The sequence below is a fragment of the Janthinobacterium svalbardense genome (genome assembly GCF_002327145.1).
Classification (GTDB): domain Bacteria; phylum Pseudomonadota; class Gammaproteobacteria; order Burkholderiales; family Burkholderiaceae_D; genus Janthinobacterium; species Janthinobacterium tructae.
The window spans coordinates 71,489-85,787 of record NZ_CP023422.1 but is presented as its reverse complement, the minus strand read 5'-3'; the positions used below and the strand labels follow the sequence as shown (position 1 = coordinate 85,787).

Sequence of the window (14,299 nt, the reverse complement as noted above, 5' to 3'; positions counted from 1 at the left end):
GCGTGCCCTGCCACCAGATGTCCACTGGCCCTGCGGGACAGGGCTCCCGGCCTGAACGGGCTTATACTCGACAGGCTGGCGCCTGCGCCCGGCTCCAGCTGTCACCGGTTCGCGTCATGAACCGGGCGCGCAGGCAAACCTTCTTCCATTCACTCAACTCGAGGTGACCTCATGGGCATTTTCAGCAATATCTATAACAAAATCTTCCACCATGCGTCCGACGCCGCTCCGGCAGCCACGCCAGCGGCCGCTACCGACGCGCCAGCGGCGGGGGCACCGGCAGCCGCCGCTGCACCAGCGGTTGCCGTGCCGGTGGTGGACGTGGAAGTGGTGCTGGTCGACCTGGCCAGCAAGAACGCGGAAACACTCAATTGGCGCACGTCCATCGTCGACCTGATGAAACTGCTTCAACTCGACAGCAGCCTGGCTTCGCGCAAGGAACTGGCGCAAGAGCTGCACTTCGCGGGCGACACCAACGATTCGGCCAGCATGAATATCTGGCTGCACCGCCAGGTGATGATCAAGCTGGCGGAAAACGGCGGCAAAGTACCGGAAGAACTCAAAAATTAAAGACCCGGCGGCAGGAAGGGGAACCCTTTTTGTCGCTGTTCAATCCTGTGGGAACTGCCTATCATGGAGTTCCCATGATGTCGTGATAGTTAAAAACAATTGAAACTATTGTGACAATCAATTTTGCATATGGACTAAAACCCCTTACACTAGAGTCTTACTGATTCACCACACGAGAGGAAATGATTATGTCGCTCATCAATACCCAAGTTAAACCATTCAAGGCAACCGCATTCCACAATGGCAAATTCGTCGACCTGACGGAAGCGTCGCTGAAAGGCAAGTGGTCGGTATTCGTGTTCTACCCAGCCGACTTCACCTTCGTTTGCCCAACCGAACTGGAAGACCTGGCCGATCACCACGCCGAATTCCAGAAGCTGGGCGTCGATGTCTACGGCATCTCGACCGACTCGCATTTCGCGCACAAAGCATGGCACGACACCTCGGACGCGATCAAGAAAGTGCAATACGCACTGATCGGTGACCCAACCGGTACCCTGTCGCGCAATTTCGAAGTCATGATCGAAGAAGAAGGCATGGCACTGCGCGGTACCTTCGTCATCAATCCAGACGGCTTCATCAAAGTGCTGGAAGTGCATGACAACGGCATCGGCCGTGACGCATCGGAACTGTTGCGCAAAGTCAAGGCAGCTCAATACGTTGCCGCTCACCCAGGCGAAGTTTGCCCAGCCAAATGGACGGAAGGCGCAGCAACGCTGACCCCATCGCTGGACCTGGTTGGCAAGATCTAAGTTTCGATGCACCACGTAGCAAACAAGTAGTTACCGCGATGCCGGACCGGGCGTCCGGCCCGGCATTCGCCTAAATATTTGTAAAGGAAGAAAAAATCATGTTAGATGCAACCCTCAAAACCCAACTGAAATCCTACCTGGAAAAAGTGGTGTATCCGCTTGAGCTGGTCGCTTCTCTGGATGACAGCGCAAAAGCCCGCGAGATGAAGGAATTGCTCCAGGAGATAGTCCTGTTGAGCGACAAGATCACGCTGGTCGAGCGCCTTGACGCTGGCGTACGGGTGCCGTCGTTCAGCATCAACCGTACCGGCTCCGATATCGGCGTGCGTTTCGCCGGTGTGCCGCTGGGCCACGAATTTACCTCGCTGGTGCTGGCGCTGCTGCAAGTGGGCGGCCACACCATCAAGTTCGACGATGCCGTGATCGAGCAGATCCGCAACCTCGACGGCGATTACGAGTTTGAAACGTTTATTTCGCTCTCCTGCCATAACTGCCCGGAAGTGGTGCAGGCATTGAATGCCATGGCGGTGATCAACCCGCGCATCAAGGTCACCACCATCGATGGTGGCGTGTTCCCGAAAGAAGTGGAAGAGCGCCAGATCATGGCCGTGCCGATGATGTTCCTGAATGGCCAGCATTTTGGCCAGGGACGCACGAATGTCGAGGAAATCCTCGCCAAGCTCGACACCAACGCCGGCGCACGCCAGGCGGCAGCGTTGAGCAAGAAAGATGTCTTTGATGTACTGATCGTCGGCGGCGGTCCTGCCGGCGCGGCAGCGGCCATCTACGCGGCGCGCAAAGGCATCAAGACGGGCGTGCTGGCCGAGCGTTTCGGCGGCCAGACCCTCGACACCATGGCCATCGAGAATTTTATTTCCGTCAAGGAAACCGATGGTCCAAAGTTTGCGATGGCGCTGGAACAGCACGTCAAGACCTATGACGTCGACATCATGAACACCCAGCGCGCCAGCAAGCTGACCCCAGGCAAGCTGATCGAGATTGAAACGGCGAATGGCGCCATCCTGAAAGCCAAGACCGTCATCCTGGCCACCGGTGCCCGCTGGCGCGAAATCAACGTGCCGGGCGAGAAGGAATACCGCAACCACGGTGTCGCCTACTGCCCGCACTGCGATGGCCCCTTGTTCAAGGGCAAGCGCGTGGCCGTGATCGGCGGCGGCAACTCGGGTGTAGAAGCGGCGATCGACCTGGCCGGCCTGGTAAAACACGTGACCCTGATCGAGTTCGGTGCGGAATTGCGTGCCGATGCGGTGCTGCAACGCAAGCTGCACAGCCTGCCTAACGTGACCGTGATTACCTCGGCGCAAACCACCGAGATCCACGGCGACGGCAAGATCGTCAATGGCCTGAGCTACACGGACCGGGTCAGCGGCGAGTCGAAAAAGGTCGAGCTGGAAGGCGTCTTCGTGCAAATCGGCCTGGTGCCGAACACGGAGTGGCTGAAAGGCACGGTAGCGTTGTCGCGCCACGGTGAAATCGAAGTCGATGCCCGCGGCCAGACCTCGATCCCCGGCGTATTTGCGGCCGGCGACGTCACCACGGTGCCGTACAAGCAGATCATCATCGCCACCGGCGAAGGCGCCAAGGCCGCCCTGTCCGCCTTTGACCACCTGATCCGCTCGGACGACGAGGAAGTGGTTGAAGAAGCCGCAGTAAAAGAAGCGCTGACGGCATAAGCTGTCCAGCCGCAAAAAAACCGGAAGCACCGCAAGGCGCTTCCGGTTTTTTTACGTGTAGAGGAAACTTAGCTGCCCGCGTACAGGGGATTGGCGGCGACATACACCTGCACGCCATCGACGGGCATGTCCTGCGGCGCGATCTCGCTCAGAGCGAATGTCGTTTGATGGTTAAAAGTTTGCACGTGCCAGGTAAAACGCTGGCCGGCGCGCGCGATGGTGACGGTTTCGCCGCGCGTGTTGTTGTCGTAGCTGCACCGGGATCGCTGGTTTTTGCAGCACGGCATCGTAAGCGTTTCTTGGCCGATTTGCAAAGCTGTATTTCCTGTCTATATTTCCACCGTCGCCGCCAGCGGTACGTCCGGCGCCAGGTGGCTGGTCAGCACGATGCACTGGCGCGCCAGGCGGGACGGGTCGGACAGGCGCTGGCGCAAGTGCGCCATGGCGGATGCATCGAGGCCATTGAACGGTTCATCGATCAGCAGCAGGCGCACGGGCAAGGCCAGGGCCAGGGCCAGTTGCAGTTTTTTGTGCTGGCCCAGCGAGAGGGTGGTGATGCTTTGCTGCAAGGTGGACGTCAGGGCAAACGCGCGCAGCTCCTCGTTCAGCAGGGACTGGTCACTGCCCGGGTACAGGGCCAGGTGCAGGTCGAGAAATTCGTGTACTTGCAGCCAGGGCAGGGCGGGTAGGTCGCCGCCACAATAGAATGCCTGGGCGCGGTAGGCCAGCGGCATGCGGCCACTGTCGACGTCATCGAGGCGGATGGTGCCGCGCGCGGGCAGCAGGGCGCCGCCCGCCAGTTTCAGCAAGGTTGTCTTGCCGGCCCCGTTCGCACCGCGCAGCCAGTTGATGCCGGGGCCGAATTGCAGATTGCAGCCTTGGAAGACGCTGTGCGTAGGGAAGTGAAAATCGAGGTGCTCGATGTGCAGGGTGGGAGAAGAGGCATTCAATTCCATAATTCGCTTCCGATGGCGCTCAAGGCAAGGATGGACAGGACGACGAGGACGACTCTACCCCGCGCCGTGAGGCGGGGCAGGCCGATGATGGCCAGCAGGGCCGCGCTGGCGGTGAGGGCGTAGACCTTGGTGACGCGCTGCTGCAAGGCGGCGGGATCGATGGCGTACAGCAAGATCGCGCCCGCCAGCAGCACGGCAAACGGCGGCAGCAGGCTGGCGCCGCAAGCCAGGCGCATCAAGGCCGTGTTGGCCAGGGGCCAGGCGTTCAGCGATGGACGCAGCACGGCGATCTGCTCGCGCACGGCCTTGTCGCCGCGGTCCGTCACAATGACCAGGCTGGCGCTGGCTAGCAAACCGAGTAGCGGTGCTGGCACCAGGGGCACGCGCAGCAGCCAGGCCAGCATGCTGGCGCCAGCCGTGGCCAGCAGCACGCTTTGCTGGATGCCGATCATATTGTCATTGCGCCAGAAGGGCAGCCAGAACAACTGGCGCCACAGGAACACGCTGCGCCAGTGGGGCCGTTGCGGCACATAGGCCGTCATCGTGGTCGGGCGAGCCCTGTGTGCGGGGCGCGGGGCGCGCAGGCGCTGCGCCACGATGAGTGTCGTCAGCAGCCAGGCCAGCAGCCAGGCGGCGATGGTGGCGGCCATGCCGGGCACGACAACCGGGCGCAACCAGGGCGGCGACTGCAGCAGCCAGATGCTGGTCGAGACGGCATAGGCGAGGCCCAGCGGCAGCATCAGCACACCGGCCACGGCCACATCGGCTTGCCAGCGCACACGCGTCGGCAAGGGTAGCTGGCGCAGCCAGGCGGCGGTATTCGCCGGCAACAGGCGCTTGCGCAGCAGCCAGGCGGGCAGGCAGGTCAGCAGGACTTGCGCGCCGACCACGCCCAGGGCGGCGGGCCAGGGCAGGCTCACGGCGAGAAAGCCGGGTAGGGCGATGACGCTGAGTAAGCCCAGCAGGACGGGACCGGCCAGGAACACGAGGATTTCCATGGAACTGGCCAGGCTGGCGGCAAATTGCAGCAAAGCATGATGCGCCAGGCGCAAGCGCAGGACGAGGTAGGGGGAAAGACTGTGGGGCAGGCGCATCAGGCTGGAGCTGCAGAGTCAGGAGGAGCGCTGATTCTAGTGCATTTTTCGGGCCGGAAATGGGAAAAGCCCTTCGGTTCAGAGAACCAAAGGGCTTTTCTTTTATTGGCGGAGCGGACGGGACTCGAACCCGCGACCCCCGACGTGACAGGCCGGTATTCTAACCAACTGAACTACCACTCCAAGCTCGTATGATCTGTGTTGCTGATCCATGAAGCACTGGATAATTTTCTGTATTGGTGGTGGGTGCTGAGAGGCTCGAACTCCCGACCTACGCCTTGTAAGGGCGCCGCTCTACCAACTGAGCTAAGCACCCGCATACCCAGAAAACTATCCCGACGTTTGTCACCACGTCTGGAAGAGGCACTATTATAGGGGGCGCTTTCGTGCTTGTGCAACTATTCTTGAGGGGGAAAGCAGTTTTTTTGCTGAAAAGTGCAAAAATGTTCAAGCAGGGGAGTACGGACGTGTTTTTGGCTGCTGAAATGGGAAAAGCCCTTCGGTTCAGAGAACCAAAGGGCTTTTCTTTTATTGGCGGAGCGGACGGGACTCGAACCCGCGACCCCCGACGTGACAGGCCGGTATTCTAACCAACTGAACTACCACTCCAAGCTCGTATGATCTGTATTGCTGATCCATGAAGCACTGGACAGTTTTCTGATTTGGTGGGTGCTGAGAGGCTCGAACTCCCGACCTACGCCTTGTAAGGGCGCCGCTCTACCAACTGAGCTAAGCACCCGTTGCTTGTCTCAGAAAACCATCCCGACGTTTGTCACCACGTCTGGAAGAGGCGCTATTATAGGATGGCTAAAATCCTTCTGCAAGCGCTTTTTCACATTATTCCGTGATATTCCACTGGGAAAGCATCCACGCCATATTAAACGCATTCTCGGCGATGGCGTTGTAGCGGCCCGAGGCACCGCCGTGGCCGGCGCCCATATTTGTTTTCAGCAGCAAGGGATTGCTGTCCGTCTTGTACGCGCGCAGCTTGGCCACGTACTTGGCCGGTTCCCAGTACATGACCTGGCTGTCGTTCAGGCCCGTCGTCACCAGCATGGCGGGATAATTCTTGCGCGCAATGTTGTCGTAGGGGGAGTAGCTGAGCATGTAGTCGTAGGCCGCCTTCTGGTTCGGGTCGCCCCATTCCAGATACTCCCCTGTCGTCAGGGGCAGGCTGGCGTCCATCATGGTGTTCATCACATCGACAAACGGCACTGCTGCGTGCACGGCGTGGAACAGCTCGGGGCGCATGTTGACGACGGCGCCCATCAAGAGGCCGCCGGCGCTGCCGCCCTGGATGATCAGACGGTTCGGGCTGGTCCATTTTTCGCGCACCAGGTAGTCGGCGCTGTCGATGAAGTCATTGAAGGTGTTTTTCTTCTTCATCAGCATGCCGTCTTCATGCCAGGCTTCGCCCATGTCCGTGCCGCCGCGGATATGCGCCTGCGCATAGATGACGCCCCGTTCCAGCAGGCTGATGCGGCTGATGGCGAAGCTGGCTTCCGTGGAAATGCCATACGAGCCATACGAGTACAGCAGCAGCGGCGCGGAACCGTCGAGCTTGACGCCTTTCTTGTAGACGATCCACAGCGGTACTTGCACGCCATCGCGCGCTGTCACCCACAGGCGCTGCGTGGTGTAGCGGCTGCCGTCAAAGCCGCCGACGATTTCCTGCTGTTTCAGCACCGTGCGCTTGCCATCCTGCATGCTGACGTCGATGACGGTGGGCGGCGTGACGGGCGACTGGTAAGACATGCGAAATTGCGTGGCGGAAAACTCCGGCGTGCCGGCCGCCGTGGCCAGGTAGACGGGGTCGTCGAACTGCACGGTTTTCCAATTCTTGTGCGCAAAATCATAGATGCGCGCACGGTTCAGGGCACGCGCCTTTTCCATCACCACCAGGTAGCCCTGGAACACGTCAATGGACTGGATCACGGCGTCCTTGTTGTGCGGCACGACGGGTTTCCAGTGTTTCGGCTGCGGCGCAGACAGCGGCGCGCTGACGACGCGGAAATTTTTCGCGTCCTTGTTGGTCAGAATGTACAGCTGGCCGTCGCGGTGCTCGACGCCGTAGCGGTGGCCTTTTTCGCGTTTCAGCACGCTCTGGAAATGGCCTTCCGGCTTGTTCGTTGGCAACAGCAGCACTTCGCTGGTATCCGTGCTGCGCGCGGTGAGCACAAAGTAGCGATGATCGCGCGTGCGGCCCACGTTGATGGCGAACTGCTCCACCGGCTCGTGGTAGACCTGCTGCAGCGTGCCGCCCAGGGCCAGGCGGAACAATCGGTCCGCGCGCTTGGTGGTGACGTCTTCCTGCGTCAGCATCAGCGTGGCATTATCCGCCGCCCAGGCCAGGGACGTGACGCGCGGCATGCTGTCGCCCAGAAGCTTGCCCGTCTTCAAATCCTTGACATGCAGTTCGTACTGGCGGAAACCCGTCGTGTCGGTGGTGTAGGCCAGCAATTGTTCGTTCGGGCTGATGGCAAACGCGCGTACGGCAAAGAATTTTTGGCCCTCGGCCAATTGATTCTGGTCCAGCAGGATTTCCTCAGCTGCCTGCGCATCGTAGGCACCGCTGGCGCCGACAGGGCGGCGGCAATGCAGCGGGTATTGCTTGCCCGCTTCCGTGCGCGTGTAATAGTAGAAATTGCCCTGGCGCGCGGGCACGGACAGGTCCACTTCCTGCATGCGTCCCTTGACTTCCGCAGTCAGCTTGTCGGCCAGCGGCTGGATTGGGGCCGTGACGGCCGCCGTGTAGGCGTTTTCCGCATTCAGGTAATCGATCACGGCAGGATCGGTCTTCTTTTGCAGCCAGCGATAGTCGTCCGTGACGAGCGTGCCGTGGCGGGTTTCCTGCCAGGCTGTCTTGGCGGCGACAGGGGCATCGGCGGCCAGCGCGGCTGGCGCCAGCGTGGACAGCAGGATGGATGAGCAGACGGCCAGGTGGCGCAAAGCTTGATGTGCTGTAGACAAGGGAACTCCTTTTTATAGTCGTGTCAGGATTGTAATCTTGCCATTGAGAAAAGCAACTGCGGTGCCCGTGCGTTTCACCTTGCATCCACGGGCATTTCCAGCGATACTGTATATAATTACAGTGTCCTGCCGCGAGGTGTCCTTGACCACATCTGCCTCCCCACTTCCCGAGCCACCCGTCGCCCGCCGCTGGATTGCCCACCTGGACATGGATGCCTTCTTTGCCTCCGTGGAGCTGCTGAAATATCCCGAATTGCGCGGCGAAGCTGTCGTCATCGGCGGCGGGCGTCTGCAGCAACCGGTGCTGCTGGAAGATGGCACGCGGCAGTTTGCGCGCATGCGCGATTACGTGGGGCGCGGCGTCGTCACCACGTCGACCTATGCGGCGCGCGCGTTTGGCGTGTTTTCCGCCATGGGCATCATGAAGGCGGCGAAACTGGCGCCCGACAGCATCCTGCTGCCAGCTGATTTCGAGGCCTACCGTGAATACTCCGCCCGCTTCAAGCAAGCCGTGGCCCATCTGTGCCCCATCATCCAGAACGTGGGCATCGATGAAATCTATGTCGACCTGACGGAATACGGCGAGCAGGCGCCGGCCATGGCGGCGCGTCTGAAGGCGGCCGTGTTCGAGGCGACGGGCCTGTCGTGCTCGGTCGGCCTGGCGCCCAACAAATTGCTGGCAAAAATCTGTTCCGACCTGGAAAAGCCCGATGGCTTGACCATTTTGTCGCCAGAGGATATCGAAACCAGGGTCTGGCCCTTGCCGGCGAAAAAAATCAATGGCATCGGTCCGAAAGCGACGGCCAAGCTCGAAGCGCTGGGCATCGTTAGCATCGGCGAGCTGGCGCGGGCCGACATGGCCATGCTGCGTACGCAGTTCGGCGACCTGTACACGGGCTGGCTGCTCCAGGCGGCGCTGGGCCTTGACGAGCGGCCCGTGCAGACGAGCCGGGAAACCAAGTCCGTCAGCCGCGAAACGACGTTCGAGCGCGACTTGCAGGTGGTGCGCGACCGCGCCACCCTGTCGGAAAAGCTGGAAAGCCTGTGCACGCGCGTGGCGGGCGACCTGGATAAACAATCGCTGGCGGGGCGCACGGTGGGCATCAAGCTGCGCTTCGAGGATTTCAGCACCGTCACGCGCGACATCACCCTGCCCAGCGCCACGGCGGACGCCGCCGCCATCCTGCGCGCCAGCCGCGATTGCTTGCGGCGCGTGCCATTTGACAAGAAAATCCGCCTGCTGGGCGTGCGCATCTCGACCTTGTCCGATCCGGGCATCGTGACGCGGCAGGCGCCAGCCCAGGCGGAGCTGTTTCCCAGGCTCTAGCGGCGTTTCCTACAAGATACATACCGCGCCAGACCGCGCTTTTGACGGCATTTTCACGTCGAAAGTGTAGAATGGCGTTCCCCTGGCACTACTGAAACAAACGGAAGACAAAAACTATGTGGTTCAAGAATCTTCAGATTTACCGCCTGCCCGCACCATGGGCTTATACGCCAGAACAACTGGAAGAGGCCTTGTCCTCGAACAAATTTACGCCGGCGACCAGCATGGATCTGATGCGCCAGGGCTGGGATACGCCACGCCCGAATGGCGGTCTGGTGCATGTGGTCAACAAGCAGATGCTGATCTTGCTGGGCACGGAAAAGAAACTGTTGCCAGCGACTGTCATCAACCAGGTGGCCAAGGCCCGCGCTGCCGAGATGGAAGAAGCGCAAGGCTTTGCGCCTGGCAAGAAAGCCATGAAAGAATTGAAGGAACGCGTGGCCGACGAACTGCTGCCGCGCGCCTTCAGCATCCGCAGCAACGTCTGGACGTGGATCGATCCCGTCAATGGCTGGCTGGTGGTCGATGCCGCCAGCCCGGCCAAGGCCGATGAAGTCATCAAGCTGCTGTTGAAAGCCGTCGACAAGCTGCCGCTGGAAAGCCTGCGCGTGCAGCGCTCGCCCGTGGCGGTGATGACGGAATGGCTGCAGGCCGACGACGCGCCTGCCGGCTTCACGGTCGACATGGACACAGAATTGCGCGCCACGGGCGAGAGCAAGGCCACCGTGCGCTACGTGCGCCACACCCTGGAAGCGGACGACGTGCGCCGCCACATCGCGGCCGGCAAGCAGTGCACGCGCCTGGCCATGACGTGGAACGACAAGATCTCGTTCGTGCTGACGGAGTCCCTGGCCATCAAGAGCGTCAAGCCGCTGGACGTGATCAAGGAAACGGAATCGAGCACGAAGAACGACGACGAGCGTTTCGACGGCGACCTGATGCTGATGACGGGCGAGCTCGCCAAGCTGATGGCCGATGTGGTCGAAGCATTGGGTGGCGAAGCAACTGCATAGCAGCAGTTGTATGTGTACGGGAAAGGAGCTGCGGCTCCTTTTTTTTCGCCTGTGCAATCTACGAGTGCATAAAAAAAGCGCCTGGCACGGTGAAGTGCAAGGCGCTTTCCAGACAAGCTAATTCACAACGTCACATTAGAACTTGTAGTTGCCGGTGATGTAGAACGAACGCATCATTGGATCGGCGTAGCGTGGGTCGAAACCGACCTGGTGACCCGACGAAGCGCGCAGCGACAGCGGTGGTGCACGGTCGAACAGGTTTTTGATGCCTGCGCGGATCGTGGTTTGCTTGTCAAAGGCGAAACGTGCTTGCCAGTCGAACGTGGTGTACGACGGAACTTGCAGGCGGAAACCCTTCACTTCTTTTGCGGCGGCTACGTCGTACACGGTAGCGGCTGCATCGGTGTAGCCGTTACGGTAGTTGACGGTCACTGTGTTGCTCAGGCGGCCCGTATCGAGGGTCGTCGTCAGCTTCATCAGGTTGCGGAACGTGACTTCGTTGGTGTCGCCGAAGAAGTTCATGTTGCTGGTGAACACATTGTTGCTACCGGCTTTGGTGTAGTTGGCGTGCAACATATGCGTACCGCTCAATTGCGCGGTCAGCTTGCCGAAGTCAAACTTATGGTTGGCCGACAGATCCCAGTCGATACCACGGTATTCCTTCTTGCCGATGTTGACCGACAGTTTCTTGAACGCGTAGTAGGTATTGCCGGTCGATGGTTCCTTGTAGGTCGAGAAGCTCGTTGCATACTTGACCGGATCGGCAAATGCTTGCTCTTCGGTGATTTCCGATACAGCATTGCTCAGTTTCACGTCCCACAAGTCGGCGCCGAACGAGAAGGCCGCGCTAGGCTCGACACGGAAGCCCAGGGTGAACTGCTTGGATTTTTCCGATTGCAGTTCTGGATTGCCTTGTGACACAGCGTTGTATTGCGTTGTTTCACCGCGGCAAAGTGGCGAACCTGGTGTCGGGCAGTCAAATTTCTTGGCGGTAAAGCCGGCGTTGACCAGTGGCTGAGCGATCTCCAGCATGCTTGGCGCCTTGAAACCCGTGCCGTAGGAACCACGGATCAGTAAGGTTTGTACGGGCTGCCAGCGCGCCGATACCTTGTAGGTATTGGCGCTGTCTTTTTTGCCGATAGTTTTGTTGTTCAGCTTGTCATCGATCGCTTTGACAGCATCGTAACGGCCGCCAACGGTCATTTCGAACGACTTGGCCAGCGGCGCCAGCAACTCGACGAACGCGCCGTAGGTGTCGCGGCTCATGTCGTAGGCAGCCTTCGTGTTGAAGCTGTAGATGTCGTCACCGGTGGCGCCTGGCGACTGCTCGTAGCGGTAGGTGCGGTAGTCGCCGCCGATACCGAGGCTGGCTTTGCCGCCTGGCAAGGAGAACAATTCACGCGAGCCGTGTGTATCGACGCCGCGCATCGTGGTCGATGCGGTGCGTACCGAACCGACGAATTGTGCGCCAGCGACTTGCGCTTGCACGGATGGTTTTTGCGTCGTTGCAAACGGGTTGAAATCCGGATTGGCCAGGATATCCTTGAATGCCTGGTTTTTCTGGTAACCGCTCGTGTAGCGCTCGTCGATCGAGTTTTGCGACCAGGTCAGGCCGCTCTCGAAGTTCCACGCGCCCAGTTCGCCTTCCACGCCCACCACCATGTGTTTGGTTTGGGTAATGGTCTGGCTGGCACGCAAACCGAAGTCGGTGCTGCGGTAGTTGGCCGTGATCGATTTGATATCTGCCTGTTGCGCTGGCGACAGGTAGGGTTGTACGTAATTCGCGTAGGCGGAAGGATTTTTGAACACCAGCTTTTCAACGCCGGTGACAGGGTCTTTTTCCGTTTGCGCGATCGAGATGGGGATCGGGTTGGCGGCGATACGCGCCGTCAGGTCGTAGCGCGAGTAGGCCAGTTCCGCAAACGCGTTCAGGTTGTCATTGAGCTTGTATGTTGCTTTGGAGAACAGGCTGTCGCGTTTCGATTGCGGCACGATTTCCACGGTGGAACCGGTGTCGAAGCCGCAAGCGTTTTTATTGCTGGTCGTGACGTAGGAATTGTCAGGGCAATTTCCCTGGTTTTGCCGCAGATATGGCGTGAATGCCGTCGAAGTGGTGCTGTTGTTGTAGGCAACAGTGGCGCCTGCTGGCGAGGCCGAGGTGCTGGTGCGGTCCCAGATGTAGTTCTTGCCGTTGCGGGCGAATTTCAGGTGCGAGGTATTGGCGAACGTGCGGTCGGTCGCTACCAGTTTCGACTGCTCGTCGTGGCGGTACGATACCAGCACGTTGAAGCGATCTTCGTCCAGATCGCCGAAACCGTAGGTGACGCTGGTGTTCCAGGCGTTGCCGCCCTTGTCTTCCGGACCGCCGTACGTCGCTTCCAGGGTGGCGCCCTGCTGGTTTTTCTTCAGGATGAAGTTCAGTACGCCGGCGATGGCGTCCGAGCCGTACAGGGCCGAAGCACCGTCGGTCAGGATTTCGACGCGCTCAACGGCGCTCATCGGAATGGCGTTCAGGTTGACCGTGGTGCCGGAACCTTGTGGCGCGATGCGGCGGCCGTTCAACAGTACCAGGGTGTAGCTCTCGCCAATGCCGTGCAGCGATGCGCTGGTATTGCCGCCCGAGTCGGAACCTGCGGCGACTGCGCCGATGGTGAAGCCTTGCATGGCGGGCAGGGCCTGGATCAGGTCGGCTACCGAGGTGGCGCCCGATTTGGCGATCGCTTCTTGCGTCAGGCGCTGCACTGGCAGGGCACCTTCGACGGCGATACGCTTGATACTCGAACCGGTAATTTCAACTTTTTGAATTGCTTCATCCGCCATGGATTGGCCAGAGAACAACACGCTACCTGCCAGGACGGTCAGGGCCAGGCGTACGCTGCGCGCGCCAATTTTTTCTTTAAATGCCATTGTAACAATTACTCCGTAGTAGTTTTAATAACGACAAGCGGTACACGAGCACCGTTCAAGCCATCGGATAGATGACCAGGGTGCTCGTGTACGGTAGGCGGAACCACGTCGGTGGGAGGTGGACGACTACTTAGCGCAATATTGTTATAAATGCACTTATTACTTGTCGAGGCGAACATTATGTCGTCTCAGCAAGAAAAAATGCACCTAAACCGTGTCGGATTTGGCAATAAATTATAGATACAGAAGAATATTTAAGCCAATTGTTAAATCACAGTTTTATATTTATAAATATCGGTGTTTTTATAAATGATAGCTGGTGTTTTTTTGCAACATAAAATTAATGTATTGGCAATTTGATGTTTTACCTATAATAATTCGATGAAATCTGTTGTATTGCTGAATTTATGAAAAGTGAAAAACGTAAAAAAAGCCCGTTGAAAACGGGCTTGTTGAATTGTGACAGGATGTCAGTCAGAGCGTTTTCCAGTCTGCTTTTCGCATCCTGCCTGCCATCGGCTTACAAGGGCTGGAACACGCCGGCGGCGCGGTTCTTTTGCACATTGTCCCAGGCGAAGATCTGGCCATTCATGGCCACGTACACGCCCGCTGGCAAGGTTTGCGCCACGCCGCAGGCAAAGCCCAGGTTGAACAGGGCATCTGAGTTGTCGATTTCGTAGGGAATCATGGCGCCCGTCAAAATCACCGTTTGCTGCAGGTTCGCCGCGCCCAGCACTTGCGCCGTTTCGCGCATGGTGTCGGTGCCGTGGATGATGACGATGGCTTTTTCCTGTGCCGCGCGGCACGATGCCAGCACGCGCTGGCGGTCCGCATCCTGCATGTCGAGCGAATCGAGCAGGGGCAGTTGCTCCAATGCGACGGGTGCCGTCATGCGCGCGCGGGCAATCGCTGCCGGCAAATGACTGTCGGAAAAGCCCAGGGTACCGTTCAATTCGTTGTAGTGTTTGTCGAAAGTGCCGCCAGTGGCGAGTATGCGCAAAGTCATGATGTGGTCA

Annotated in this window: 11 protein-coding genes and 4 tRNA genes; 5 read left to right on the top strand and 10 right to left on the bottom strand. The window is 59.2% G+C overall.

What is annotated here, in order from left to right:
* Window positions 1-171 precede the first annotated feature (171 nt).
* The 3 genes from CNX70_RS00370 (at window position 172) to ahpF (ending at window position 3,016) form a co-directional block, all read left to right on the top strand.
* Window positions 172-570, top strand: coding sequence for a DUF3597 domain-containing protein (locus CNX70_RS00370; RefSeq protein ID WP_096232556.1), 399 nt, complete (start codon window positions 172-174; stop codon window positions 568-570).
* A gap of 188 nt (window positions 571-758) precedes the next feature.
* Window positions 759-1,322 carry an alkyl hydroperoxide reductase subunit C gene (gene ahpC, locus CNX70_RS00365; protein ID WP_034780873.1) on the top strand — a complete coding sequence of 188 codons (564 nt, stop codon included), beginning with the start codon at window positions 759-761 and terminating at the stop codon, window positions 1,320-1,322.
* A gap of 98 nt (window positions 1,323-1,420) precedes the next feature.
* Complete coding sequence (gene ahpF / locus CNX70_RS00360; protein ID WP_096232554.1) at window positions 1,421-3,016, top strand: alkyl hydroperoxide reductase subunit F; 1,596 nt, start codon at window positions 1,421-1,423, stop codon at window positions 3,014-3,016.
* Window positions 3,017-3,084: 68 nt separating this feature from the next.
* On the opposite strand, the gene CNX70_RS00355 is transcribed toward ahpF, so the two are convergent.
* The 8 genes from CNX70_RS00355 to CNX70_RS00320 form a co-directional block, all read right to left on the bottom strand.
* A complete protein-coding gene (locus tag CNX70_RS00355) occupies window positions 3,085-3,303 on the bottom strand; it encodes a CzcE family metal-binding protein (RefSeq protein WP_157750867.1) in 219 nt (72 codons plus the stop codon).
* Between the two features lie 42 nt (window positions 3,304-3,345).
* The gene (locus CNX70_RS00350; RefSeq protein ID WP_096232550.1) at window positions 3,346-3,972 is read right to left on the bottom strand and encodes an ATP-binding cassette domain-containing protein; all 627 of its coding nucleotides are present in this window, start codon (window positions 3,970-3,972) and stop codon (window positions 3,346-3,348) included.
* Window positions 3,963-5,066 carry a hypothetical protein gene (locus CNX70_RS00345; protein WP_096232548.1) on the bottom strand — a complete coding sequence of 368 codons (1,104 nt, stop codon included), beginning with the start codon at window positions 5,064-5,066 and terminating at the stop codon, window positions 3,963-3,965. Before CNX70_RS00345 ends, CNX70_RS00350 begins: the two co-directional genes overlap by 10 nt.
* A 106-nt stretch (window positions 5,067-5,172) precedes the next feature.
* Window positions 5,173-5,249 (bottom strand) — tRNA-Asp (locus tag CNX70_RS00340).
* Window positions 5,250-5,306: 57 nt separating this feature from the next.
* Window positions 5,307-5,382: transfer RNA gene (locus CNX70_RS00335), tRNA-Val, on the bottom strand.
* 216 nt (window positions 5,383-5,598) lie between these two features.
* A tRNA-Asp gene (locus CNX70_RS00330) sits at window positions 5,599-5,675 on the bottom strand.
* Window positions 5,676-5,729: 54 nt separating this feature from the next.
* Window positions 5,730-5,805: transfer RNA gene (locus tag CNX70_RS00325), tRNA-Val, on the bottom strand.
* Window positions 5,806-5,903: 98 nt separating this feature from the next.
* Entirely contained in the window at window positions 5,904-8,036 is a 2,133-nt protein-coding gene (locus CNX70_RS00320) for a S9 family peptidase (protein WP_244198984.1), read from the bottom strand.
* 142 nt (window positions 8,037-8,178) lie between these two features.
* Here CNX70_RS00320 and dinB point away from each other — a divergent pair, with 142 nt between their 5' ends.
* Both dinB and CNX70_RS00310 read left to right on the top strand, forming a co-directional pair.
* Complete coding sequence (gene dinB, locus CNX70_RS00315; protein ID WP_279629339.1) at window positions 8,179-9,363, top strand: DNA polymerase IV; 1,185 nt, start codon at window positions 8,179-8,181, stop codon at window positions 9,361-9,363.
* 116 nt (window positions 9,364-9,479) lie between these two features.
* Window positions 9,480-10,376, top strand: coding sequence for a recombination-associated protein RdgC (locus tag CNX70_RS00310; protein ID WP_071075042.1), 897 nt, complete (start codon window positions 9,480-9,482; stop codon window positions 10,374-10,376).
* Window positions 10,377-10,511: 135 nt separating this feature from the next.
* Here the strand turns inward: CNX70_RS00310 and CNX70_RS00305 are convergent, their stop codons facing one another.
* Together CNX70_RS00305 and CNX70_RS00300 are read right to left on the bottom strand one after the other, a co-directional pair.
* A complete protein-coding gene (locus CNX70_RS00305) occupies window positions 10,512-13,283 on the bottom strand; it encodes a TonB-dependent receptor (RefSeq protein WP_096232542.1) in 2,772 nt (923 codons plus the stop codon).
* 520 nt (window positions 13,284-13,803) lie between these two features.
* A complete protein-coding gene (locus CNX70_RS00300; RefSeq protein ID WP_034781194.1) occupies window positions 13,804-14,289 on the bottom strand; it encodes an asparaginase domain-containing protein in 486 nt (161 codons plus the stop codon).
* Window positions 14,290-14,299: the final 10 nt, after the last annotated feature.

What these genes read in the sequence shown, in the direction of transcription:
- ahpF (WP_096232554.1), top strand. Translation starts at nt 1,421, where the DNA reads ATGTTAGATGCAACCCTCAAAACCCAACTGAAATCCTACCTGGAAAAA.
- CNX70_RS00350 (WP_096232550.1), bottom strand. Translation starts at nt 3,972, where the DNA reads ATGGAATTGAATGCCTCTTCTCCCACCCTGCACATCGAGCACCTCGAT.
- CNX70_RS00345 (WP_096232548.1), bottom strand. Translation starts at nt 5,066, where the DNA reads ATGCGCCTGCCCCACAGTCTTTCCCCCTACCTCGTCCTGCGCTTGCGC.
- CNX70_RS00370 (WP_096232556.1), top strand. Translation starts at nt 172, where the DNA reads ATGGGCATTTTCAGCAATATCTATAACAAAATCTTCCACCATGCGTCC.
- CNX70_RS00300 (WP_034781194.1), bottom strand. Translation starts at nt 14,289, where the DNA reads ATGACTTTGCGCATACTCGCCACTGGCGGCACTTTCGACAAACACTAC.
- ahpC (WP_034780873.1), top strand. Translation starts at nt 759, where the DNA reads ATGTCGCTCATCAATACCCAAGTTAAACCATTCAAGGCAACCGCATTC.
- CNX70_RS00305 (WP_096232542.1), bottom strand. Translation starts at nt 13,283, where the DNA reads ATGGCATTTAAAGAAAAAATTGGCGCGCGCAGCGTACGCCTGGCCCTG.
- CNX70_RS00355 (WP_157750867.1), bottom strand. Translation starts at nt 3,303, where the DNA reads ATGCCGTGCTGCAAAAACCAGCGATCCCGGTGCAGCTACGACAACAAC.
- CNX70_RS00310 (WP_071075042.1), top strand. Translation starts at nt 9,480, where the DNA reads ATGTGGTTCAAGAATCTTCAGATTTACCGCCTGCCCGCACCATGGGCT.